Raw genomic sequence first — 23244 nt, 5'->3', positions numbered from 1 at the left:
CTAAAATTTATCCTTAAGTTAGGCTGTTACTCACACATTGTAACAGTATTTGTATAGTTCTTTAAAGTGATCTTTCATTTTTTGCTTAGCCAATTCAGGATTTTGATCTTTGATGGCTAAAAAGATTGCTTCGTGTTCTTTAATTCCTTGTTTTGCTTGATCTTTATCACAGACGTGATACTTTTCGAAATTGGTAATAATTTCAGGAGTAATCATTAACATGAACGTGTTCATTGTACTGTTTCCACTTGCTTTCGCGATAGCTAAATGAAAAAGTAAATCTTCTTGAACAGCATCTTCACCATCGAGAACTTTTTTGGTATAGGCATTTAAAGCTTCTTTAATAAGATCTAATTCTTCTTCAGTTCTTCTTAATGCAGCCAATCGCACTGTTTTAAGCTCTAATAAAATTCTAGTTTCTACTAGAGATTTAAAACTAGGATCACTAAGCCTTAGAATATCTTCTATCATTCCATTTAATGCAATGATTCCGATATTCGCCACAAAAGTTCCACTTTGAGGTTTTGAAACAAGTAAGCCGTAGAACTCTAATTTTTGAATTGCTTCTCGAATTACACTTCTACTCACTCCAAATTTCTCAGAAAGCATTCTTTCTGACGGAAGCTTATCTCCAGGTTCAAGATTTTTGTAATTAATCAAATCTCTGATCCCCTGAATAACTGCGTTTTGAACGCTGTTATTTGCTTCTATTTTTTTTAGAGCTTCTAAGTTCATGTTCTTAATTTTAGAATAAAAAATAATTGGTTAACCAAATTTAATAAAATAGTTCTCAATTGCACCATTAATACTGTTTTAATGACTAACCTCAAGCTTATAAAACCTCACTTTTGCATAGGATCCTATATCTCGAGACTGAAAATAATTTCCTGCTTTAAAATAGTTCTCGAAAACATCCCATTTTTCCATATGAATGTTTTTATAAACCTTAAATTCATTATTGTTTAGAATTACTACCATTTTACCTTTAGAAACTTTCACCTCTAAAGTAAATTTACCGAACCCCACTTTCTCTTTAAAAGTGTGTCCTTTATCGTCTGTCCAAGCATCTTCATGTAAAATTTCAGTTGAAGAAGCGTTTAGTTTTTTTAGTTGTTTAGTTTTTACTCTTATTTTACCATTTTGCCAATAAATTTTTAACATTGGCGGAGCATTGTTATCGTCTTCACCAATTAAATCTCTTTGTTCGTTTGACAGCCTACCATGGATTTGAAGAATAATTGTTTTGTGATATTTACCATCTTTTTTCCTTGAAATATCATCAATTGCGATTTTAGCCTTAAGGTTTCCACCATCTGAAAATTTCCAATTTACTCGGTTATCTCCAGGTTTCATTTGTTCTCTTAATTCCGACCTTGAATATTTTGTATTCTTAGTTGTAGTTTGAGTTGGCATCGCATGAAAAACAATTGCTCCTCTTGTAGAATCAATATACATGTATGGTTTTGCCTCTTCAATTGTGGCGAAATTGTTTATTTCTGGTGGTTCAATTTCGAAAGGTTTTCCTTTCTCATTCGCTATTGGTAATGTTACCTTCCAATGGCTTAAATCAATTTTAGGTACTCTATACTTCTTGTTTCTCCTCTTCTTTTTCTTCTCTTTCTTTATTGACTTAGCATCATTAGTCGACTGGCTAACAACAGTTGTTGATAGTAAAAGACTAAAAACTAAAAATACAAAGTACCTAAAAATCATCTTCAATTATTCTAAAATTTAGTTTGCTGTTATTACTACTGAATCTGCACGAATTTCTTCGTCTCCACTATTGTATCCAAAGTTTCCTGTTGCAGCTCCACCAATACCTCTCATAAATAAGGCAACACTTGTATTGTTACCTGCATTGAATGTGTAGGTATATGTGATGTAACTGTCGTCACTTGGATTAGTTATAGTTTCTGTTAACAGATTATTTGCTGCGTCTTCCACTTGAGCAATTGTCGTGTACCCAAAATCATCTTGAGGATAACTAGCTGAATCTGTAAAGTAAGCTGGCGTATATCCGCTCACATATCCTGACCCGGCTAATACTCTAATCTCAAACATCGCATCCATTGGAGGTGTATTATTCACTAAGCTTTTGAATGAAACCACTACAGAAATTGTATAATCTGCATTTGGTACTACTTCAAATTCTTGATATACATGATCTGGTTCGTTATTATCAAACTTTACTACGTTATCTGAACCTCCATTTCCTGAACTTGATTCTCCTTGATCACCTAAACTTTTGTTAATCCAAGCCGAACAAGAACAATCTGAACCTGATGACTTTGGAAGTTTATCAAAATCTGGATTAATTAATGTTGGATCTGGAACTGTTGGTGCAGGTGGTTGTGTAACCTCAACTGTATCAGTAAAAGTACTTTCAACACCTAAATTATCTCTTGCTACAAGTGTAACTGTGTAGGTTCCTTCGCCGCTGTACTCATTTGAGGGCTCAAAATCTGTAGACATGTTTCCGTCTCCAAAATCCCATGAATATGATGTTGCACTATTCGATTGATTTGAAAAGAAAACTGTTTTCCATTCGTCTCCAGCTCCTTCACCTTGAGATGCAGAAAATAAAGCACTTGGTGGAGTTAAATCTGGAATAGAACCAGCTTCTGGAAGTTCGTTATCATCACATGAATTGAAACAACTCAGTGCTACAATTAGAAGTAAGGTTTTAAACTTAGCAAAAACACTTACATTATTTGTTTTTAAATTTTTCATTTTTACTTGTTTAAAAATTAATACCCCGGATTTTGACCTAGTAATCCGTTACTTAAATTCCTTTCTCTTTGAGGAATAGGCAATAACAAATCTGTATTTGTAAAACTATATCCGTTTGCATTTGAGAAGGCACTTAATGTGCTTTCTGCTTCTCCCATTCTTATCAAATCGAAAAGTCTGTGGTTTTCAAATGCCAACTCAACTCTTCTTTCATCTAATAATTCTTGTCTAGAAATACTTGCAACTGGAGTAGTTAAACCAGCTCTATCTCGCACTAACTGAAAAGATGATAATGCGTTTGAACTTGTAGTTGATAATCCACCTGCCATAATTGCTTCAACATGCATAAGCAATACATCTGAATATCGTAATACAATCCAGTCATTTCCTGCTTTTGTTGGATCTGTAGATGTTGGATTTATTCCTAAATTAGTATCTCCATCAGGAATATATTTTACCACTTGATATTGAGAAGGCTGCGTAATATCTTGTCTGTAAGAATACATCGCTCTGTTTCCTCCTAATGCATCTAAAGCTAATCTTGCTTCTTCTGTAACATAGTTTACACCACTTGTTCTACCAACAGCGTTTAACCATTCTGCCGAGAAGTTTTGACTATCAGTTGTATCTCCAACATAACCGATTGCGAAAATTATTTCATTATTTCCTTCGTTGAAAAACACATCTTTAAAATTAGCTTCTAGAGCAAATCCTCTTCCAGGATTCATAACCGATTCTAATAAAGTTTGTGCTTCGCTATATCTATTTAAAGTTAAATACACTTTTGCCAATAAAGTTTCAGCCGCAGCTTTAGAGGCTCTATATTTTGAACCATCTTGTAAACCACTTACCGCAGTTTGTAAATCGCTAACGATTAACTCATAAATATCTGAAGTTGGAACACGAGTATAAGCCGTTAATTTATCCTCTGGAGAGATAATTTTATCAATTAAAGGAATATCTCCAAATAATCGTACTAGATTAAAATAAGCGTAAGCTCTTGTGAATTTTGCTTCAGCTTCAAAAGCAGCAGCTGAACTTCCAGCAACATCTAAATTGGCTAAAACAATATTCGATCGATAAATTACATTATAGAAGCTCGCGTAATAATCTTGAACAATTCCATTGTTTGTTGTAATACTATAATTCTCAAATTGAGCAGCTTCACCTTCACTAGCTTTTGTTCTGGTATTATCACTTCTCATTTCTGTTAGATAGAATTCATACATAATACCATGATTATCATTAGTACTTGTAGAATTTACTCCTTGAATTCCATCATAAATATTAATAACAGCAGTTTCAACTTCTTCGGGTGTATTAAAGTAATTCGCGTCAGACAACACTGAAGAAGGAACTGGTTCTAAAAAATCGTCACTACACGAGAAAAACGATACTGTAATTACAGCTAATATTATTTTGGTTAATGTCTTCATAGTTCGTGTTTTTAAAATTCAATATTTACACCAAGAGATACTGTACTAAAAACTGGTGACCCTGCTCTTTGATAACCATAAGTTCCCGGTACTGTTGTATTAATAGATTCTGGATTAAAACCAGTATAATCATCTGCAGTTATATACAGTAAATTTTGTCCTGTTACATAAACTCTAGCACTACTTAAACCTACTCTATCTAATAAATCGTAGTTGAAGTTGTACCCAATATTTACGTTACGTAATGCGATATAAGATGCATCTTGAATAATATGATTCGTAAAAATTTTCTCTCTGATAAATTCTTGGTTTGGTGTAGTTGCAGAAATGTAATCTTGAGCACTATTAAAGTGATTATAGATATATTGATCTCCCATGTTTCTTACTTGTGCACCATGACTTCCTTGGAACATAAAACTTACATCTACATTACCAATATTAAAATTGTTTGCGAAACTCCATACTAAATCTGGATATGGATCTCCAAGAATAGTTTTATCATCATCATCAATAATACCATCCCCATTTAAATCTTTTACATAAACATCTTGTGCTTGTGCTCCAATCGGGTGATATGGATCGTTTATAAATTCTAAAGGAATTTCTTCATCTACAACCCAACCGTAGAAAGATGAGATTGGATTTCCAACTAAGTTAATCCACTCAGCTGCTCTTTTAGAATCTACATTTTGGATTTGACCATTCGAATCCGCAAAATCTAATAATGTATTTTCGTTTCTAGATGCAATTAACGTTGACGTCCATCTGAAGTTTTCGTTAACAATGTTTCTAGATCTTAATTCTACCTCAAAACCTTTATTTTCAACCTGACCAATATTAATTAAAGAACTAGCTTGACCTGTTGTATATGAAATAGGATTATCAATGATTAAATCCTCACTTCTTTTAATGTAATAATCGAAAGAACCTGTAATTACATTATTAAATAATCCAAAGTCAATACCTGGGTTAAACTCTATTGATTTTTCCCATCTTAAATCAGGATTTGCAACATTTAACGGGTTAATTCCATTTGATAAAGTTCCTCCATCAAAAACAGCAGAACTTGGTCCTAATAAAGCTAAGTATGGATAACTTTCAACTTGGAAATTTCTTGGAAATGTTCTTAAGTCTTTATTTCCTGTTACACCATAACTTACTCTTAATTTAAGTGTTTTAATTGCATCAACCTCACTCAAGAAATCTTCTTTATGTAATCCCCAACCAATTGAAGCAGCTGGAAAGAAACCATATTTATTATTTGGACCAAATACAGAAGAACCATCTGTTCTTAAACTTAAAGAAGCCAAATATTTACCATCTTTAAATGAGTAATTTAATCTTCCGAAATATGAGATTAAACGCTCTTCATAATCTTGTGAAAATGATGTAATTGTAGTAGGATCTGCAGCTGATAATGTTTGAATTAAATCTGAAGTATATCCTCCTCCTGAAGAAGCATTGATTTCAGTTCTCCAGCTTTCAGCTCCCATACCTACAACAGCACTAATTTCATGATCTCCAAATGCTTTATCTATTGTAAAGTAATTTTCTGTTACGAAGTGATATCTGTTGGTATTTGCTAAATCTAATTGCGTATTTGCAGCACCATTTCTGTGTGCTTCTACACCTTGCCATCTTCTGTTTTTTGTATGTTGGAAATCTCCACCTAACGATGTTCTAAACGATAACCAATCGTTGAATTTATATTTAGCGAACATTGATCCGAAAATCTTAAACTTATCATCAGTTCTATCTCTTTCCAACACTTTCGCTGCTGGGTTTGTATTTGACGTATTACTGATATCTGTTCCACTAATTGTTCCGTCAGAACCATCATCTGGCATTCCGTTCACTAAATCATAATCATCAAACATTCTTTGAATTGCATAGTCACCAACCTGAACGTTTGCATATTTTCCGTTGTCTCTAAATCTGTTTACAAACTGAATTGTATTCTCATCTAAATAAACTGGTAACCAAGAAGGTTGTCTTAAGATATCATGAGTTGAACCATCGAATCTTCTACGATCTGTAAACGTTGGTGTTACTCTAAATCCTAAGCTTAATTTATCACTAACTTTTGTATCAACCTTTAAGTTGAAATTGTATTTCTTAAAATCATCCGTTAATAATACTCCTTCATCATGTAAATAGTTCAATGAAGCACTATACTTTGTATTCTTGCTTCCTCCTCTTACACTAAAAGAGTGATTTGTTATGATTCCCCCATCAAAAATAATGTCTTGCCAATTCGTATCAACTCCAATAAGTTGCTTATATCTTGTTCTATCAGATAAAGTTCCTGTTGCTGCTAATTCAGCAGCTGCAGTTTCTGCTACAGTTAAATAATACGCATCACTTTGTCTGGCTGTTTTAAAACCAGAAAATGTATTGTAGCTAAATTTTGGCTTACCATCTTTACCTTGTTTTGTTGTAATCATGATCACACCTCTTGCTCCTCTTGACCCATAAATTGCTGTAGAAGCCGCATCTTTCAAAATTTCAAATGAATCGACACTATTCATGTCTAATGCACTTAAATAATCATTATCTACAACTAATCCATCAACAACAATTAACGGACTAAGTTCTCCTGTAATAGAACCGATACCACGAATACGAATTGTAGGGTCTGAACCCGCTTCTCCTTCTGTTGCTGCAATTTGAACACCAGAAACTTGACCAACTAAAGCATCATCAATTCTGGATACTGCGATTTGATCTAGCTTTTCATTTTTAACTTTAGAAATAGCACCCGTAAGGTGTGATTTCTTTTGCGTTCCGTAACCAACTACAACTACTTCGTCTAAAGTATTTGAGTCTTCACTTAACGCAACATTTACAGTTGTTTGATTAGTAATTGTGATTCTTTTGGTTTTAAATCCTAAAAACGAAAACTCTAACACATCTCCTGATGAAACGGAAATTGAATATTTCCCATCAAAATCTGTACTAGCCCCTTTTTTTGTTTTCACATTTAAAATTGAAACACCAGGAAGAGCTTGTTTATCCGCATCAGAAGTTACAGTTCCACTAACTGAAAACGTACTTTGCGCATTTGTTACAATGCTCATTAACAATGCGAGTAGCAATGTTAGTTTGAATTTTAAATCCATAATTTAAAGTTTACATTATGTTAATACACTTATCTCATATAAACACTTGTGCTAACCATAAATCTTTATTTTATTTAGTATATTTGGTTTGTTATTTATATATAAAGATTTATAAATATTCGCTTCATAATTTTTGAAGCTTTACAAAAAAGGATAGGGTGCCACCTATCCTTTTTTATTGTTAATTCAAACAGCTAACAAATTGGTTTACCAGATTGGTTTACCAAATTTAACCAATAATATTTTATATCCAAATTTTTTGATTAAAAAATTAAATATTTCTTAAATATTTAGCCAGAATTATAACTACTCCATAAAATCTTCTCGAATTGGACTGAAAACATCTATTAAAACGCCTTCTTTTTTACAAATTGCTCCGTGTAACACATGAGGCGGAATGTAAACAGAATCGCCGCCTTTTACCGTTTTAGTTTCTTCGCCAATACTAAATTCAAATTCTCCACTCTCCACATAAGTTACTTGCGAATGATAGTGTTCATGTTTATAGCCAATTCCTCCTTCATCGAAATGAACTTTTACTAACATGATTTTGTCATCGTAACCCATGATTTGTCTTTTTACTCCTTCTCCAACTGTTTCCCATTCGATTTTATCTCCAAAAAGAAACTCTGAACTTGTTCCAAATGTTTTTTCCATAATTACCTTGTGTTTTATTTAAAGTAAAAAGGTCCGACCCAACTAAATTCTTTGTTGTTTACCTTTAAACTATGTTTTGTTTGATTATTTGCATCTCTATTTGAGATTATTAAAGTCTTAACTTCATTTTCAATATTAGTAATCTGAACCACTGTATACTCTTCAGAATCATATACCACTTGAACTTCTTTAATATTGCTTGTTGCGTTTACTGAAAATTCAGAAACAGGACTATACGTTCCGTGCGATTCGATTACAGTTGCAAAAACTGTTTGTTTTACATTTTTTCTGCGAATTATAAGTCCAGGATCATTTCGAAGATTGAAATTGGGATCGTTCGCTCCAATTCGAGCGAACAATAATTCATCTTGTTTTGATGTATTTGACGAAATAGTGTAAAATTTATTATTATTCAACCATGTAAATTGACTTGTTTTTGTTGCTACTGTTCCTGTAGCTTCTAACCATAAATGTTGATATCCATTTTTGTTTCCCAATGGTTGTAATGAAAATGATGTATTAACATCAAAATTCATTGAAATAAGTTGACCGAAATAGTAATACGGTAAATCAATTTGATGTGGTTGATCTGAAGTTATTCTAAACACATCCAATACGTAAGGTTTAGCAAACTTTTTATCTTTTATAACAGCAAGAGTTCTATGCATTTCCGATCCAGGATACGCATTGTTTTCGGTTGCACTTATGACTTGAACATCTGAATTATCAACATCATAAAAATGAAGTTCCGAATGATGCTTACTTCCTACTTCATATTTTCCTTTAAAATGAGAAGTTTCATCTTGAACAATTGTATTGTGAGCAACCGTCTGCTTCGCCCAAGTTTTATTCTCTTTTAAGTAATTACCTCCTCCTTTTTGTTCAACATTCACATATCGTGCTAAACCATAGTCTTGTAAAACTTCCTCTCCTTTTTCAAATAAAGAAAACGATAGTTTATCATAATGACCGTGACTTAATCCTTGAGCTGCATATTTAAAAACTAAGGTCAAAGCCTCATCTCCGTACCTTAAAATTCCAATTCCACCTTCATCACCTTTTGATCCATCAGAAAGATTCACAGATTTCTTTTCAAATGGTGTTGCTTTTCCTTCTTTAATTGCCAATGCAACTGCTAATCCTGCATCGTCTAAAGTTACTTTTTGTTGCTTTTTAGCAATTGACAATAACCCTGAATTATTTCCTCCATATGCGTAAGCCACATCAACAGCAGTTACTAATTCTCTTGAATAATAAGACATCCCTTTTTGACCATCATTAATCGGAAAAAATTCTCCATCTGCATCAGTTAATTGTAATAACGCGTCAATAGAATTTAATAAAACATTATTCTTAAACTTGAATACTTCATATTCAGGTTTTACATTTTGTAAAGCTTCAGCAAAAATCAAAAATGGATACATGGCATATCTCTGATAATACGGACCTTCCGTGTAATATCCATCAGGGGAGAATGGCTCTTCTAAGTTTGCGAAATAACCAGCTTTTCCTTCTTTATTTTTTATAAATCCTCCGTCATTATCTTTAGCGTTAGAAGCTAATGCCGCATTCTTAATTCCATATAAAGCTCTATCCAATAAAGCATCATCATTCATCACCAAAGCAATCATACCAACGGCTGCATTTCCCCAGGTACTATGATTGTGAACTCTATTGAAAAACTGTGGATTTTGAATTGAAATATAATCTGCAAACGGTTTAAATAAATCATTCTCTAGAACCGATCGCTCCTCTTCAGAAAGAAAATTATAAATGCAATCATATCCTTGACTTGCATATACCAGCCAATTTGAATCATTTAAACATTGCCAAAACAATTTTCCTCTTGCATAGGATCTTGGTTTTGGATGAATTGGTAGTGTAGGATACATCTTCGCATAAGCAAAAAGCATGTCTTTTACATAATTTCCGTATTTATCGTTTTGTAATATTTGATATAAAACTCCAGCTTTTTGAAGCATTAAAAAGTTACGTTTATGTCTTTCGTGAGTATATCCTCCTGAATAATCTTTAGGAATAGGAACTTGAATACCGAGTTCAATTTCTTGATCAACTTCTTTCTTGACTCTTTCTAATGACGCATCAAACAGAGGAAGTTTTCCCAAATGAGATCTGATTTCTTCAACTCCTTTTTTAGTGAGTATTAATTTAGGATGACTATCATTTTCATTCCCACTGAGATCTTTACTCTCGCTTTGATTTACATTACAACTCAAAAACAAAAAATTAAGAAGAGCTAGAAGTACAATATAATTTCTCAAAATATGCTATTTATTGAAAATTAACCCAAGATCTTTACCATCAGTCGCTTTTCCTTTTAAAGATGATAACTCTGGCAAAGCATAAGTTTCTGTAAACGTTGGATTTTGACTGAAGTTATTACTCAAATTATACTTTTGATCTCCAGTTACGTTTACCTCATTAGATTTATAGAAATTATTATTCGTAATATTTACAATTGGCTCTCCAACAACCAAGTGCATATTCATTCCTTTTGTATTGTTGAATATGTTGTTTTGAACACCAATCACTTGAACACCATACAAAGAAACTGCTGCACTATACTTATTACGGTTGTTGAAACCAACATTATCTAAAACATTATGTTCCATTTCTAAAAACGGACCAAAAGTACTTTCATCTTTACCTCCGCGGTGTAATCTTAAAGCAACTCCTCCGATGTTTGAGAAACTATTATTTTTCATAATCACATATTCCGCATTGTAAATCCCGATATCATCAGTCTCTTTATCCAAAGCCACAATATGTCCAGATACCGTATTGAACTTAGAATTTTTAATACTAATTGTATCTGCAAAAGTATTTTTATACACTCGAATTACATCAAATGAATGATTCACATCGAGGTTTTTAAACTCGCAATTATTTACAAATAGTTTATAATTCTTATTCATTGAATATTTGCTAGTTGTCACTACTGAGTTGCCTGTTCTATCAGGGCATTCTTCACCATCAAATTTTATATTAGATAATGATAAACTTCCACCATTTTGAATTTCAAAAAGTGATTTCTTTTCAAAGAAGACTTTCGCTTTTTCTTTAGATGTACCAACAAAACTCAATGCATGTTTAATCGGAAGTGTTTTTGATAATGTGTATGGCTTGTCTGAAGTCAATTCAATAATATCTCCAGGATTAGAATTCACAACGGCATCAAACAAAGTATTTACTCCAGCATCTACTTGAATTTTACTTCCAGAATTTAAAAGTGCTGTTTTTGATTTTTTATCGTACCAAGAAACTCCTGTTTCCTCTTTAGTAACAATACTATTCGGTAAAACTGCGCCCACTTTATCATCGCTAATATTCGGAATTAAAAGTCCTTGTGCATTTGTATTAAACAACAACTTCTCTTTAAAAAAACCGTCTTTTACAATAGGAGTACTATTCTCGCTTAACAAATTGTTCTTAAATGTAATTCCTTTAATATCATCATAAACAGTAAAAATGTTCTTCTTCTTTTCATTATAGAAAATATTGTTTTCCATTACTGAATTTATCGGCGGCGCACTTCTTTCAGCATCAGCTCCAGCACACAATTGAATATGATCACAATTGATAAATGTATTGTTTTTAACTACTGCATCTTTGGCTTGATCATACCTGTTAATTGGAGAATTATAAATTCCATTCATGATAACAAAAGCACCTCTGAATCGATATCCTTTTAATCCGATTCCGTAGTTATTAACAACAGTTTGTTGTCCATTAATTACACGAATTCCTCCAGTACTTGGCTTATTGTTTCCAATAAAAACATTTCCTGTAACTAACGTTTCATTTCCATGTCGCATAGTAAGTGTACCAGAACATTCATAAAAGACATTGTCTTTATAGGTATTCTGACACGACTTATTTGAAATAATCTCGTGTTCACCATTACATCTATCGAAGTAATTGTTTTCAACTAGTGTATTGGAATTTGTTCTTGAATAATGACTTGTTCCTATACGTAAAGTTTCACCTCCGTTAGAACCTAAATTTTGTCGAGGCCCAAAATAATTATGATCTATTTTATGATTATTCTGCTGACTTTCCACTGTATTCAATCGAACAGTCATAGTTACTCCTCGGTTCTTTTTACCAAATAAGTGGTTATGATCTATCCTATTATTTTTTCCATATATGGCCACCCAAGTATCTGGTTCGTGTCGCTCAGGGTTGCTAAAGTTGTCTATAACACATTCTGTTAATCGAACATTATTGGCTAAGGTTTTTTTATCTTTTTTAAATGAAATTACCTCGTTGGTTGGAGTATATCCATTTTTAAAAACCAATCCTTTTACAACTAAATGTCTTCCCGCAATTCTTAAATATGATTGCCCTTCTAAAGATACTTTTCCCATTTCTTCAACAGTAAGCGTTATAGGATTATCTTCTAAACCTTCCGCATGAAAAAGTATCTCAGTATCTTTCCAAATACCATTAGCTAAAGCAATTGTTGTTCCTGGTTTTGCAGATTTAATTGCCGTTTTGAGTTCCTCTTTGTTTTGAACTAAAGTAACATCATCTTTTGGAGTAGTACATGCAACTACAATTGATAAGATGAAAAGGTGAGCAATATATTTTTTAAGATTCATTTTTAGATTTTAGTTTTAGTGGGTTACCTCAAGATTATAATACTTCACGTATGAATAAGCATTTGGATCAAGAGTAGTAAGATAATTACCTGCTTTGAAATAATTTTCAAATGGCCATTTTTCAAGACTTACATCTTCATAAACATAAGGTTCATTAGTATTCAATTGAACTTCAATTTTGGCATCAGAAGCGGTAATACGAAAATCAAAAGATTCATAACCTACGTAACCTAAATTAACTTTAATGTCTGACCAAATTGAACTGCTTGTAGAAAGTAAATCGTCTCCCTCAGTTGATTCGTTTACTAAAGATTTTTTGTGAGACCAAACGTAACCATCTTTCCAATAAATTTTAATTAAAGGTGGACCATTATTAGATGAAAATCCATGTGTCTGCATATCTTGAACAGAAATAATTCCGTGAATTTGCATTACAATTACATAGTGATAATCATTATTAGTATCATTATCCACTGAAACTTCAGTGACTTTTAGCTTTCCTTTTAATTCTCCACCATCTTTAAGTGTCCAGTTGATTTTTGAATTATCCGGTACAATTAGTTCTCTTAATTCAGTTCTTGGATAATTGCTATTTGCAGTCGTTGCTCCTCCTTGGTAGGTATAAAACACTAAAGATGTGTCGTCAGTATCATCATACATAAATGGTTTTACCGAATTTAAATTTTGATATCCAAAACCCATTAAATCTTTAGGTTTGTATTCATCGGGCTTTCCATCATTATTCTCATCCACTGGTAAGGTAACTTTCCAGTTTGAGAAATTGATATCCGCAAAACTAGGTGCTGGATCTTCTACAGGATTATCTGAAGAACCATCCGTAGAATTATCCTGAATTACTTCGTCACTTCCACAAGAGATAAAAACGAATATAATCGTAAATAAAACAATAGATAAAGTAGTATCTTTTCGGTAAAAACGATTCATAAATTAAAATTGGTTTACCAGTTTGGTTTACCAAATATATAAAAATATTATAAATAAAATCAGAATTCTTTAAATTGAAGTTTTACTGTTCAGGAAAAACACAATCAATTCGACTCAATTCAACTTTTTGGAATATTCTTTGTAAAGTTTAAAATGTATCTGCGTCTAAATCCACAAATCAAGATAATTATGAAAAAATTAATCCCAATTATTGCCCTTTTTATATCTGTAACTGTATCGGCTCAAACGAGTGTATTTAATAGTTTATTAAGTAAGCATGTTGATGCTAAAGGAAATGTAAACTATAAAGCTTTGAAAAAAAATGAAGCTACATTAGATACTTATATCGCTTATTTAGAAAAAACATCTCCAAGTTCATCTTGGTCAAAAAATAAGCAAATGGCATTCTGGATTAATGCATATAACGCCTACACCATTAAATTGATCTTAAATAACTATCCAGTTAAAAGTATCATGAAAATTAAAAAGAAAGGGAAAAGCGCATGGAAAATTCCTTTCGCAGTTGTAGGTGGAAAAACATACACGTTAGACCATATTGAACATAATATTTTACGTAAGAAATTATTCGACCCAAGAATTCACGTAGGTGTAAACTGTGCTTCAGGATCTTGTCCGAAGTTACATAATAAAGCATTTACTGCTAGCAATATAGACGGTGAACTTGAAAAATTAATGAAGCAATTTATTAATGATCCTAAGCGTAATAAATTAAAGAAAAAGAGTACAATTCATATCTCTGAAATCTTTAATTGGTTCAAGGGAGATTTCACTAAAAAAGGTTCTGTTATTGACTACATTAACAAATATGCAAACGAACCTGTAGATGCTGATGCTAAAATTCATCATTTACCATATGACTGGAATCTGAACGGAAAATAGTATTTTTATTCTCATTTTACTGAAACAAGTTCAGTATAAAACATAAAAGAAAGTACATGTCTAAAACATATTATGATCCTTCCGACTTAAGAAAGTTTGGTAAAATAACAGAATGGAGTGAAGAACTTGGAAACAAGTTCTTCGACTATTATGGGAAAGTTTTTGAAGAAGGAGCACTTACAGCTCGAGAAAAAAGTTTAATAGCACTAGCCGTAGCACATACAGAGCAATGTCCATATTGTATTGATGCGTATACAAAAGATGGTTTACAACGTGGGATCACAAAAGAAGAAATGATGGAAGCTATTCACGTTGGAGCAGCAATTAAAAGTGGTGCTACCTTAGTTCACGGTGTTCAAATGATGAACAAAGTGAACAAATTAGAAATGTAATAGATCAATGAAGAAATCGCTTTTAGCAAGAAATAACGATTTAGCAAACACACAGCGTCAATTAGAAATTCTATCAAATGGAATTTTTAAGGATGGCGAATTACCCACGTTTGCTGAAAAAATTAAGGAAACAAATCAATTTCCTTTACAGCCTAAGAAATTAGAAATTCTCCAAATAAACCTAGGTTACATGTGTAATCAAGTTTGTGCTCACTGTCATGTAGACGCTGGTCCTGATAGAAAAGAAATCATGACTCAAGAAACCATGAATCAGTGTTTAGAGGTAATTAAAAAAACTGGTGCACACACTTTAGATTTAACTGGTGGAGCTCCAGAAATGAATCCCAACTTCCGTTGGTTTGTAGAAGAGGCTTCAAAAGCTGGAATTAAAGATTTTATCGTACGATCGAATCTGACTATTATTCGTGCGAATAAAAAATATTACGATCTACCTGAGTTCTTTAAAAAACATAATGTTCATGTTGTTTCCTCTATGCCGCACTGGACACGTGGAAAAACAGATAAGCAACGTGGTGATGGTGTTTTCGATAAATCTATCAAAGCATTACAAATGTTGAATGATGTTGGTTACGGAAAAGAAGGTTCAGGATTACAATTAGATCTTGTTTATAATCCATCAGGAGCATTTTTACCAGGTGATCAAGCTGCCTTAGAAAGTGATTTCAAAAAAGCCTTATTAGAAGACTTTGATATTGTGTTTAATAGTTTATTCGCAATTACTAACTTACCTATTAGTAGATTTTTAGATTACTTAATTGCTTCTGAAAACTATGAAGATTATATGTACGCTTTAGTAGAAGCTTATAATCCTATGGCCGTTCAAAATGTAATGTGTACCAATACACTTTCTGTGAGTTGGGATGGTTGGTTATACGATTGTGATTTTAACCAAATGCTGAATCTGAAAGTTGCTAGTAAGGTGAAACACATTTCAGAATACAACGAAGAATTGTTGAGTAAACGTAATATCATTATCAACCAACATTGTTACGGTTGTACTGCTGGAGCAGGAAGTAGTTGTCAAGGAACTGTAGCTTAAGTACATGAAACAATTAGTCCTTATCATATCAATATTTTTAATTCAAACTACCCAAGCACAGGGAAGTTTAAAGAAGTTATTGAAAAAATTCAACCAAGAATCAGTTCCATATATTCATGTTGAAAATTTAGATGATAAAGATGAAAACACAGTGTTATTAGATGCTCGTGAACCAAGAGAGTTTGAAGTAAGTCATCTAAATAAAGCTATTTGTGTTGGTTATGATCATTTCGATTTACAAAAAACACTACAACAATTACCAGAAGATAAAAACGCCAAAATAGTAGTATATTGTTCTCTAGGTATTCGTTCAGAAGATGTTGCAGAACAACTTAAAAAAGCGGGATACACAAACGTGTTCAACTTATATGGAGGTATTTTTGAATGGAAAAATAACGGAAATAGGGTTCTAAATAAAAACAATAAACCCACAGAAGAAGTCCATGCTTTCAATAAAGAATGGGGAGTATGGTTAACGAAAGGAATTAAGATATATGAGTAAAAATTTGTTGATGATTTTTACCAGAAATCCCGAATTAGGAAAGGTAAAAACTCGACTTGCAAAATCTCTAGGTGACGAAAAAGCACTTGAGATCTATAAATTCTTATTAAACAGAACAAAAGAAGTAACACAGCAAACATCATCTGATAAGGCTGTGTTTTATTCTGTTAAGGTGAGAGATAATGACATATGGGATGCTACTGTATTCCAAAAACTACAACAAGAAGGTGATGATTTAGGTGAACGAATGCTAAATGCATTCACAACTGCTTTCGCAATGGGATACGAAAAAGTTGCCATAATTGGGAGTGATTTATACGATTTAGAATCACATCACATTGATGAAGCTTTTAATCAATTGAACTCAAATGATGTTGTTATAGGTCCAGCAGAAGATGGTGGATATTATCTATTAGCCTCAAAGCAAGTGTATCCTGATATTTTTAAAAATAAAGATTGGGGAACCTCATCTGTTCGAGAAGCCACTTTAAGCGACTTAAAAAAACAAAGTGTATTTTTATTGCCAATACTTAACGATGTTGATGTTATTGAAGACATTCAAAATCATCCAGCATTCACACAATTTTTAAATTCATGAAACAACAACAACTGCAAGAAACTATAAAATATCTAACCGATAAAAATATTGACACTCCAGAAGTAGGAATCGTATTGGGAACAGGTTTAGGTAAGTTAGTTGACGATATAGAAATCACTCAAGAAATTCAATACAGTGAAATTCCAAACTTTCCAGAAGCAACAGTTGAATTCCATTCAGGGAAATTAATTTTTGGAAAATTATCAGGTAAAAATGTAGTTGTAATGTCTGGTCGTTTTCATTTGTATGAAGGTTATACTCCTTGGGAAGTTACTTATGGAATTAGAACAATGCACGGATTAGGAATTAAAACTCTTTTAATTTCAAATGCCGCCGGAGCAATTAATCTTTCTTACAAAAAAGGAGATTTAATGTTAATTGAAGACCATATCAATTTACAAGGTAGTTCTCCATTAGCTTTTAAACAAGCAAAAGAATTCGGGAACATTTTTGCCGACATGTTAGAACCGTATTCAAAAAAATTAAATGACCAGCTGAAAGTTATCGCAAAACAGAACGACATAACCCTACATGAAGGGATTTATGCAAGTGTTTTAGGTCCGCAATTAGAAACGCGTGCGGAATACAGAATGCTTCAAATACTAGAAACAGATGCTGTTGGAATGAGTACTGTTCCTGAAGTAATTGTAGCTAAACAATTAGATATTCCTTGTTGTGCGATTTCAGTTTTAACTGATGAATGCAACCCTAAAAATTTACAACCTGTAGATATTGCAGATATTATTGCAGTTGCAGGTAAAGCAGAACCAAAACTGGTTACAATTTTTAAAGAATTGATTAATAAATTATAATGCTTAACAAACAAATAGCCGTTTTAACAATAAGAGTTCTTCTTGGATTAATTTTCTTTTTCCAAGGATATGGTAAAGTGTTTAAGTTTGGATTGGATACGGTTTATAAAAACTTCTTTCAAGCAAGTTACTCTGAATTATTACCTGATTTTATTCTATTGTTTTCTGCTTATTTCACCTCTCTAGCAGAATTGATCGCTGGCTTTTTGTTAATCATTGGATTGAAAAGAGATTACGCCTTATTTGCCTTAGCACTTGTTCTTGTAATAGTGACTTTTGGCCATGGATTGAAAGATCCTATTTGGGATTTATCTCATGTAATGTATAGAACAATACTTTTGGTAAGTTTACTATTACTACCAAAAGAACTTGATAAATTTTCTGTAGACTTTTTAATTAAAAAAGACAAGTAAGAATGAGTTATTTAGAAACAACAAAAGATGTATATAAAGAAGCAGCTTTAACTCCAGATGTTGGATTATGCTGTACTACAAATCCTATTTGGGAACTTCCAGGATTAAAAATCCCTAAAATTATGCAAGAAATGAACTACGGTTGTGGTTCTACTGTGCATGCAAGAGATTTAACCAACAATCCTAAAATGCTATATGTTGGTGTTGGTGGTGGAATGGAATTACTACAATTTGCCTATTTCAACAGAAATAAAGGTGGTGTAATTGGTTTAGATGTAGTTGATGAAATGTTAGAAGCTTCGCGTAAAAACTTCATTGAAGCTGAGGAACAAAACGATTGGTTCAAAAGTGAATTTGTTGACCTACGTAAAGGTGATGCAATGAATTTACCTGTTGAAGATAATTCAATTGATGTTGCTGCGCAAAACTGCTTGTTTAATATTTTTAAAGCAGATGATTTAAAGAAAGCTATTGCTGAAATGTATCGTGTTTTAAAACCACATGGACGTTTAGTTATGAGTGATCCAACTTGTGAACAACCAATGAATGAAACATTACGTAATGATGAGCGTTTACGTGCTTTATGTTTAAGTGGAAGTTTACCAATTGCAGAATACGTTAAAATGTTAACGGATGCTGGTTTCGGAACTATAGAAATTAGAGCCAGAAAACCATATAGAATTTTAGATCCTGTAAATTATCCAACTGAAGAACTGATTTATATTGAATCAATTGAAGTTGCTGCTATTAAAGATCCAATGCCAGAAGACGGACCTTGTATTTTTACTGGTAAAGCCGCAATTTACTTCGGAGAAGAAGAGTATTTTGATGATGGTAAAGGACATACATTACTAAAAAATCAACCTTTAGCTATCTGTGATAAAACTGCAGGTGCTATAGCAGATTTAGGAAGAAAAGATATTTTCATTTCAGAATCTACTTTCCATTATGATGGTGGAGGATGTTGTTAAAAAACAATAAATTACAATATAGAAACACCTCGACTTGAGGTGTTTTTTTATTTTTTATACTTTGTATCGTAATTTCATAGGATTTACCTCGACTTAATGTGTCGAAACTAATTAATGCATAACAAGAATATTCATACTGCAATTTTACTTTTTGCCAATTCTCCTGAAGAAGAATTGAAACAAAAGAACATATCAGGTTCTAAAAACCTGTATGAATATTTCAATGAAGAAACACTATTAAAAGCTAAACAAACAGGTTTAGATGTTGTGCTTTTCTCAGATGTAAATCAGTTTGGAAAAAACTTTGGCGAACGCTTTAGTAATGCCATAGCATCGGTTTTTAAGCAAGGTTATGATGCTGTAATTACTATTGGAAACGACACTCCTGATTTAAAAACCCAACATTTACTTTCTGCCAAAGAGAATCTTCAGAATCAAATTCTCACTTTGGGACCTTCCATGGATGGTGGATCTTATTTGATTACACTTTCAAAAAGTACTTTCAATACAGAAGAATTTCAAAAGTTACCTTGGCAAAGTAATCACCTTTTTACTGCTTTAGAACAGTATTTAACATCAAAAAAGCATACTACGAAGCATATTGAAGTTTTAAAGGATGTTGATGAAACAAAAGATTTATATTATTTCATCAATAGATTCACAAATACCAGTCTGATTCTAAAACATCTTATACTTTCAATCCTTTCTTTTCCTAAAGAGTTTGTAGTAAAAATTTTCAAAACCTACATTTCAACATATTCTTCTGATACCTTTAACAAAGGTTCTCCTTCAATTGTGATTTCATAACAAACTTAATTATTACGTCACTGTATTTCTGCGAACAGAACTTTCATGAATGATATTTCATCTAGGTTCTTACCATAGAATTATCGTGGCTGAACATCAAACCAATTCATTTACTGAAACACATTATTACAAACATGAAAATTTCAATTTTTATAGTTTTATTATTTACGATACAATTTACTTTTGCACAAGAAACTACTGGTATTCTAGAAGGAAAAATTACTGATAATACAAAGACTTCTATTCCCTATGCAGCCATTATTCTTACTGATTTAGATACCAACTCAAAATACACCACAACCTCTCAAGAATCTGGTCATTACTTAATCGCAAATATTCCTCCTGGTAATCAATATCGATTAGAAATTCAATTTATCGGTTTTCACACATATCAGAAATCTAACATTCAAATCAACTTAGGAAAAACAACAACTTTAGATATCGTATTAACTGAAGAAAGCACAGCTCTTGATGAAGTTGTTATTAATTCTTCTGTAACTAAAAAAACTAGAAATATTTCTACCGAGCAATTACTTAAAACTCCATCGATTAGTAGAAGTGTTCAAGATTTAACGCGTAATTTATCGGATGCAAATTTAAATTCATTCGGTGGTGCAAGTAATCGTTTTAACAACTTTAATGTGGATGGAATTGCTAGTAATGATGTAGTTGGTTTTCAAGAGCCTGCAAGTGGAGCTTCAGGATCATCTGCTAATGGAACACCTGGAAGTCTTTCTAGGAGTCAGCCCATAAGTTTTGGAGCGATTAAAGAACTTTCTGTAAAAACATCTCCGTTTGATGTTAGTATCGGAAACTTTACAGGAGCAAATATTAATGTGGTAACCAAAAACGGTACTAATAAAACTCAAGGTGAAGTTTACGGATATGGAAACAATCAACTTTTAATTGGAAAATTCGCAGAAGGAAATGAGCAAAATGTCGATAGCTTTTATGATGTGCAATTCGGAGCTGGTTTAGGTGGCGCAATTCAAAAAGATAAACTATTCTATTATGTAAATGTAGAGCAAGCAATAAGTAAAACCCCAGTATTAGGAGCTCCTGGAACCAATGCTTCTAATATTGATCAATCCACGGTAATTGCCATTGCCGATAAATTAAGAAACGATTATAATTATGATCCGGGTGCTTTTGAGAATGCTGATATTCAAACTGCTTCAACGAAAATATTCGCAAGATTAGATTATAATTTATCTGAAAATCACAAACTGACTTTGAGAAACAACTTTGTAAAAAGTTTTGCTGACAATTTAGAATGGAATCAGGCAGTATTTAATTTTGGGAATCAAGGATATCGTCATAACAGCATTTTAAATAGTACAACCTTCGAGCTAAACTCTAGTTTATCAGAAAACACTTCTAACATCTTAACTTTAGGCTATAACAAAGTAAAAGAAGATCGTTCTTACGATGGCCGTGTTTTTCCACATTTAGAAATTAACGATTCTTCGAATAGAATTTTCGCAGGAACATATAGAGAAGCCTCTATTTATAACACCAACTTGAATACTTTTCAATTAACGGATAAGCTCACATATTATAAAAACAATCATACCATTACAGGTGGATTATTATTGCAATATAATGATATTGATTATGGCTTTTTAACCGCATGGAATGGACGTTGGGCCTACAATTCTGTTGATGATTTTTTAAATGATATGCCATCAAGAATTCGTGGAGTTTATCATGTTTCCAATAATACGTTCGACTTTGTAAACAGCCAACCATCGGCTACAATAGATGTACTTACTACAGCTTTTTACATTCAGGATAAAATTAAAATCAACGATAAATTTACTGTAAATGCCGGTGTTCGTTTAGACAATCAATTGTTATTAGACGATTTACCTTTAAGTCCTTTGGTTACCAATACTCCAGAATTTAGTCAGTTTACTAATAAAATTGACGTGAATCCACATATCAATCCAAGAGTAAGTTTCAACTACGCGTTAGATGAAGATAAAAAGTATACACTTAGTGGAGGAAGCGGATTATTTACGGGAAGAATTCCATATTTATGGTTTGCGTATGCTGAATACATTTCTGGAACTGATTATTTTAATGTTGATATCCGACCAAATGGGAATGTTGTTCAATTAGAAGAAAATCTAGGTGTTCTAGCTAATCAACAACCAGGATTAACCGAAATCAACTTAATTGACAACGATTTTGAATTACCAAGAGAGTGGAAAACTCGATTAAGTTTTGAAGCCAAGCTTCCTCAAAACTTTCGTTTTTCTGTTGAAGCAACCTATACAGATGTATTGAAAGGAATCTTTTTTCAATCGATAAATAGACGTCAAGAATTTGGAAATTATTCAGGAGCAGACAATCGTTTATTTTATAATGGAACTCGAATAAACGATGATTTTACCAATGTATTTTTATTAAGCAATACCAATAAAGGATATCGTTACAATATCAATTTTGGACTTTCAAAAGAAACAGAAAACTATGCTGGTTTCTTAGGATATACGAATGGGAAAAGTAAAGACGTTTCCAGTACAGTTCGTAATTCGTCTGCAGCAAACTTCGAATGGAATCAAGCTATAAATTCACATGATCCAGATGTGTCTTTTTCTAACTTTGATCTTCGTCATAAAATTGTTTCTTCTCATAGTTATAATTTTGATTTCAAGAATAACTATCAATTACAAGTTTCTGCATTATACACAGGAACATCAGGAAGTCCATATTCTGTGGTTTATCAAGGAGATGTAAATAGAGATGGATCTTCAAGAAATGATTTAGTATATATTCCAGCAAACCAAAGTGAGATTCAACTAACAGATATTACAGATACTAACGGAAATGTTTTGGTTTCTGCTCAAGAACAATGGACCCGATTAGACAACTTCATTAATAATAATGACTATTTGAGAGAAAACAGAGGAAGTTATGCCGAAAGAAATGGAGGAAGAACTCCTTGGAATCATCAATTAGATGCAAAATTCGTATTGAATATTCCATTTATAAACAACGATAATTTACAAGTAAGCTTTGATGTATTTAATGTATTGAATTTGTTAAATAAAAACTGGGGACGTTTAGTTTTTGTGCCTAATGTTGTAAATTCAAACTTTAACTTATTAGAATTTCAAGGAGTGCAAAACAATCAACCTATATATCAATTCACACTAGATGAAAATGCAAAACCTTGGGTTCTTGACGTGATCAATTCAAGATGGAAAGCACAATTAGGATTGAAATACTCGTTTTAAAAAAGAATAATTCTACATATATATAAACCAGCAAAAAA

Annotated in this window: 19 protein-coding genes; 10 read left to right on the top strand and 9 right to left on the bottom strand. The window is 32.3% G+C overall.

Going from position 1 to position 23244, the window contains the following annotated elements; all coding sequences use genetic code 11:
* Nucleotides 1-30 precede the first annotated feature (30 nt).
* The 9 genes from ABNT61_RS13215 to ABNT61_RS13175 all read right to left on the bottom strand — a co-directional run bounded on the left by ABNT61_RS13215 (nt 31) and on the right by ABNT61_RS13175 (nt 13509).
* Nucleotides 31-735 carry a FadR/GntR family transcriptional regulator gene (locus ABNT61_RS13215; RefSeq protein ID WP_348710453.1) on the bottom strand — a complete coding sequence of 235 codons (705 nt, stop codon included), beginning with the start codon at nt 733-735 and terminating at the stop codon, nt 31-33.
* Between the two features lie 78 nt (nt 736-813).
* Nucleotides 814-1713, bottom strand: a complete 900-nt coding sequence (locus ABNT61_RS13210) for a polysaccharide lyase family 7 protein (RefSeq protein ID WP_348743577.1) — start codon at nt 1711-1713, stop codon at nt 814-816.
* An 18-nt stretch (nt 1714-1731) separates the two neighbouring features.
* Nucleotides 1732-2730 carry a PKD domain-containing protein gene (locus ABNT61_RS13205; protein ID WP_348741066.1) on the bottom strand — a complete coding sequence of 333 codons (999 nt, stop codon included), beginning with the start codon at nt 2728-2730 and terminating at the stop codon, nt 1732-1734.
* A gap of 17 nt (nt 2731-2747) precedes the next feature.
* Nucleotides 2748-4166, bottom strand: a complete 1419-nt coding sequence (locus tag ABNT61_RS13200; RefSeq protein ID WP_348743576.1) for a RagB/SusD family nutrient uptake outer membrane protein — start codon at nt 4164-4166, stop codon at nt 2748-2750.
* A gap of 11 nt (nt 4167-4177) precedes the next feature.
* Nucleotides 4178-7285 (bottom strand): TonB-dependent receptor, encoded by a 3108-nt coding sequence (locus ABNT61_RS13195; protein WP_348723205.1) that lies wholly within the window; start codon nt 7283-7285, stop codon nt 4178-4180.
* Nucleotides 7286-7591: 306 nt separating this feature from the next.
* Nucleotides 7592-7942, bottom strand: a complete 351-nt coding sequence (locus ABNT61_RS13190) for a cupin domain-containing protein (RefSeq protein WP_348710459.1) — start codon at nt 7940-7942, stop codon at nt 7592-7594.
* A gap of 14 nt (nt 7943-7956) precedes the next feature.
* Nucleotides 7957-10179 carry an alginate lyase family protein gene (locus tag ABNT61_RS13185; RefSeq protein ID WP_348743575.1) on the bottom strand — a complete coding sequence of 741 codons (2223 nt, stop codon included), beginning with the start codon at nt 10177-10179 and terminating at the stop codon, nt 7957-7959.
* A gap of 51 nt (nt 10180-10230) precedes the next feature.
* Complete coding sequence (locus ABNT61_RS13180; RefSeq protein ID WP_348743574.1) at nt 10231-12564, bottom strand: polysaccharide lyase 6 family protein; 2334 nt, start codon at nt 12562-12564, stop codon at nt 10231-10233.
* A gap of 15 nt (nt 12565-12579) precedes the next feature.
* On the bottom strand, nt 12580-13509 hold the full coding sequence (locus ABNT61_RS13175; protein WP_348743573.1) for a polysaccharide lyase family 7 protein: 930 nt from the start codon (nt 13507-13509) through the stop codon (nt 12580-12582).
* A gap of 189 nt (nt 13510-13698) precedes the next feature.
* Here ABNT61_RS13175 and ABNT61_RS13170 point away from each other — a divergent pair, with 189 nt between their 5' ends.
* The 10 genes from ABNT61_RS13170 (at nt 13699) to ABNT61_RS13125 (ending at nt 23206) form a co-directional block, all read left to right on the top strand.
* Complete coding sequence (locus tag ABNT61_RS13170; RefSeq protein WP_348743572.1) at nt 13699-14409, top strand: DUF547 domain-containing protein; 711 nt, start codon at nt 13699-13701, stop codon at nt 14407-14409.
* A gap of 56 nt (nt 14410-14465) precedes the next feature.
* Nucleotides 14466-14801, top strand: a complete 336-nt coding sequence (locus ABNT61_RS13165; protein ID WP_095074706.1) for an arsenosugar biosynthesis-associated peroxidase-like protein — start codon at nt 14466-14468, stop codon at nt 14799-14801.
* 7 nt (nt 14802-14808) lie between these two features.
* Complete coding sequence (gene arsS, locus ABNT61_RS13160) at nt 14809-15861, top strand: arsenosugar biosynthesis radical SAM (seleno)protein ArsS (RefSeq protein ID WP_348743571.1); 1053 nt, start codon at nt 14809-14811, stop codon at nt 15859-15861.
* A gap of 4 nt (nt 15862-15865) precedes the next feature.
* Complete coding sequence (locus ABNT61_RS13155; protein ID WP_348743570.1) at nt 15866-16363, top strand: rhodanese-like domain-containing protein; 498 nt, start codon at nt 15866-15868, stop codon at nt 16361-16363.
* 10 nt (nt 16364-16373) lie between these two features.
* Complete coding sequence (locus ABNT61_RS13150) at nt 16374-16961, top strand: TIGR04282 family arsenosugar biosynthesis glycosyltransferase (RefSeq protein WP_348743569.1); 588 nt, start codon at nt 16374-16376, stop codon at nt 16959-16961.
* On the top strand, nt 16958-17773 hold the full coding sequence (locus ABNT61_RS13145) for a purine-nucleoside phosphorylase (RefSeq protein ID WP_348743568.1): 816 nt from the start codon (nt 16958-16960) through the stop codon (nt 17771-17773). The genes ABNT61_RS13150 and ABNT61_RS13145 overlap by 4 nt, the downstream gene beginning before the upstream one ends.
* On the top strand, nt 17773-18186 hold the full coding sequence (locus ABNT61_RS13140; RefSeq protein WP_348743567.1) for a DoxX family protein: 414 nt from the start codon (nt 17773-17775) through the stop codon (nt 18184-18186). The genes ABNT61_RS13145 and ABNT61_RS13140 overlap by 1 nt, the downstream gene beginning before the upstream one ends.
* A 2-nt stretch (nt 18187-18188) precedes the next feature.
* Entirely contained in the window at nt 18189-19157 is a 969-nt protein-coding gene (gene arsM / locus ABNT61_RS13135) for an arsenosugar biosynthesis arsenite methyltransferase ArsM (RefSeq protein WP_348710475.1), read from the top strand.
* A 114-nt stretch (nt 19158-19271) separates the two neighbouring features.
* The gene (locus ABNT61_RS13130) at nt 19272-19964 is read left to right on the top strand and encodes a DUF2064 domain-containing protein (protein ID WP_348743566.1); all 693 of its coding nucleotides are present in this window, start codon (nt 19272-19274) and stop codon (nt 19962-19964) included.
* A gap of 134 nt (nt 19965-20098) precedes the next feature.
* Nucleotides 20099-23206 carry a TonB-dependent receptor gene (locus tag ABNT61_RS13125; protein WP_348743565.1) on the top strand — a complete coding sequence of 1036 codons (3108 nt, stop codon included), beginning with the start codon at nt 20099-20101 and terminating at the stop codon, nt 23204-23206.
* Nucleotides 23207-23244 lie beyond the last annotated feature (38 nt).

The organism is Tenacibaculum sp. 190524A05c (genome assembly GCF_964036595.1).
In the GTDB taxonomy this organism is placed as follows: Bacteria; Bacteroidota; Bacteroidia; order Flavobacteriales; family Flavobacteriaceae; genus Polaribacter; species Polaribacter platacis.
Note: the sequence above shows the minus strand (reverse complement) of the source record. Positions and strands in the feature narration are given on the sequence as shown.

Bases quoted from the DNA above. Each gene is read 5' to 3' on its own strand.
- ABNT61_RS13195 (WP_348723205.1), bottom strand. From the start codon at position 7,285: ATGGATTTAAAATTCAAACTAACATTGCTACTCGCATTGTTAATGAGC.
- ABNT61_RS13175 (WP_348743573.1), bottom strand. From the start codon at position 13,509: ATGAATCGTTTTTACCGAAAAGATACTACTTTATCTATTGTTTTATTT.
- ABNT61_RS13210 (WP_348743577.1), bottom strand. From the start codon at position 1,713: ATGATTTTTAGGTACTTTGTATTTTTAGTTTTTAGTCTTTTACTATCA.
- ABNT61_RS13200 (WP_348743576.1), bottom strand. From the start codon at position 4,166: ATGAAGACATTAACCAAAATAATATTAGCTGTAATTACAGTATCGTTT.
- ABNT61_RS13150 (WP_348743569.1), top strand. From the start codon at position 16,374: ATGATTTTTACCAGAAATCCCGAATTAGGAAAGGTAAAAACTCGACTT.
- arsM (WP_348710475.1), top strand. From the start codon at position 18,189: ATGAGTTATTTAGAAACAACAAAAGATGTATATAAAGAAGCAGCTTTA.
- ABNT61_RS13205 (WP_348741066.1), bottom strand. From the start codon at position 2,730: ATGAAAAATTTAAAAACAAATAATGTAAGTGTTTTTGCTAAGTTTAAA.
- ABNT61_RS13170 (WP_348743572.1), top strand. From the start codon at position 13,699: ATGAAAAAATTAATCCCAATTATTGCCCTTTTTATATCTGTAACTGTA.
- ABNT61_RS13145 (WP_348743568.1), top strand. From the start codon at position 16,958: ATGAAACAACAACAACTGCAAGAAACTATAAAATATCTAACCGATAAA.
- ABNT61_RS13165 (WP_095074706.1), top strand. From the start codon at position 14,466: ATGTCTAAAACATATTATGATCCTTCCGACTTAAGAAAGTTTGGTAAA.
- ABNT61_RS13180 (WP_348743574.1), bottom strand. From the start codon at position 12,564: ATGAATCTTAAAAAATATATTGCTCACCTTTTCATCTTATCAATTGTA.
- ABNT61_RS13155 (WP_348743570.1), top strand. From the start codon at position 15,866: ATGAAACAATTAGTCCTTATCATATCAATATTTTTAATTCAAACTACC.
- ABNT61_RS13125 (WP_348743565.1), top strand. From the start codon at position 20,099: ATGAAAATTTCAATTTTTATAGTTTTATTATTTACGATACAATTTACT.
- ABNT61_RS13130 (WP_348743566.1), top strand. From the start codon at position 19,272: ATGCATAACAAGAATATTCATACTGCAATTTTACTTTTTGCCAATTCT.
- ABNT61_RS13190 (WP_348710459.1), bottom strand. From the start codon at position 7,942: ATGGAAAAAACATTTGGAACAAGTTCAGAGTTTCTTTTTGGAGATAAA.
- arsS (WP_348743571.1), top strand. From the start codon at position 14,809: ATGAAGAAATCGCTTTTAGCAAGAAATAACGATTTAGCAAACACACAG.
- ABNT61_RS13215 (WP_348710453.1), bottom strand. From the start codon at position 735: ATGAACTTAGAAGCTCTAAAAAAAATAGAAGCAAATAACAGCGTTCAA.
- ABNT61_RS13140 (WP_348743567.1), top strand. From the start codon at position 17,773: ATGCTTAACAAACAAATAGCCGTTTTAACAATAAGAGTTCTTCTTGGA.